This is a genomic window from Stenotrophomonas sp. YIM B06876, assembly GCF_030711595.1.
Classification (GTDB): domain Bacteria; phylum Pseudomonadota; class Gammaproteobacteria; order Xanthomonadales; family Xanthomonadaceae; genus Stenotrophomonas.
Map to the genome: position 1 here is coordinate 1 of NZ_JAUJUJ010000202.1, position 1,402 is coordinate 1,402.

The 1,402-nt window shown below is 67.1% G+C and carries 1 protein-coding gene and 1 pseudogene; both read right to left on the reverse strand.

Annotation, left to right across the window (positions count from 1 at the left end):
* A pseudogene (locus QZH66_RS16065) lies at positions 1–422 on the reverse strand (electron transfer flavoprotein subunit alpha/FixB family protein); the annotation flags it as partial.
* Positions 423–1,400: an electron transfer flavoprotein subunit beta/FixA family protein gene (locus QZH66_RS16070; protein ID WP_345783863.1), complete on the reverse strand. Its 978-nt coding sequence runs from the start codon at positions 1,398–1,400 to the stop codon at positions 423–425.
* Positions 1,401–1,402 lie beyond the last annotated feature (2 nt).

The window sequence follows — 1,402 nt, forward strand, 5'->3', positions numbered from 1 at the left end:
GCGTCCAGGCTCTGCACGGTGGCGATGGCGTTGCCGGCGTAGATCGGGCGCTCGAAGGTGTCGGGCGCATCGACCTTGGTGATCTCGCTGATCTGCGCCACGTCGAGCCTGGCGGCGACGCGCGGGGCGACGTTCTTGCCGCCGGCGGTGGCCGGGAACAGGATGTGGCTGTAGCTGCCAGCGAGCGCCAGCACCTGGGCGGCGACGTTCTCGGCCAGGCCGTCGGCAAAGGCGGCGCTGTCGGCGTGGATGACCTTGGCAACGCCTGCGATCTGCGCTGCAGCAGCTGCGGCGGCGCCCGCGTTGTGGCCGGCCACCAGCACATGCACGTCGCCGCCGCATTGGGCGGCAGCGGTCACGGTATTGAGCGTGGCGCCCTTGATGGAGCCGTTGTCGTGTTCGGCAATAACCAGTGCTGTCATTTAGATCACCTTCGCTACGTTCTTGAGTTTGTCGACCAGCGTGGCCACGTCGGGCACCTTGATGCCGGCGCCGCGCTTGGCCGGCTCGGAGACCTTGAGCGTCTTGAGGCGCGGCGCCACGTCGACGCCGAGGTCTTCGGGGCGGACGACGTCGAGCGGCTTCTTCTTGGCCTTCATGATGTTGGGCAGCGTCACGTAGCGCGGCTCGTTCAGGCGCAGGTCGGTGGTGATGACGGCGGGCAGCGTGAGCGAGACGGTCTCGAGGCCGCCGTCGACCTCGCGCGTGACGCTCACCTTGTCGCCGGCGACTTCGACCTTGCTGGCGAAGGTGCCCTGGGGCAGGTCGGCGAGCGCGGCGAGCATCTGGCCGGTCTGGTTGGCGTCGTCGTCGATGGCCTGCTTGCCCAGGATGATCAGGCCCGGCTGTTCCTTGTCGACCAGGGCCTTCAGGAGCTTGGCGACGGCCAGGGGCTGCAGCTCGAGGTCGGCCGGGGTCTCGACCAGGATGGCGCGGTCGGCGCCGATGGCCATGGCCGTGCGCANCGCCTGCTTGCCCAGGATGATCAGGCCCGGGGCTTCCTTCTCGACCAGGGCCTTGAGCAGCTTGGCGACGGCCAGGGGCTGCAGCTCGACGTCGGTTTCGACCAGGATGGCGCGGTCGGCGCCGATCGCCATGGCGGTGCGCAGGGTCTCCTGGCACTTGGCGTCGCCGCAGGAGACGGCGATGACTTCGCTCACCACGCCTTTTTCCTTCAGGCGCACGGCTTCCTCGACGGCGATCTCGTCGAAGGGGTTCATGCTCATCTTGACGTTGGCTGTGTCCACTCCGCTGCCGTCCGACTTGACTCGGACCTTGACGTTGTAGTCGACCACGCGCTTGACGGGGACAAGGATTTTCATGGGCTGGGTTCCAGAAGCTAGGGTTGGAGAGGTAAAAAACCCCGGAAAGTCGGCGCAATCCGTGGCACTTTGTCGCATCC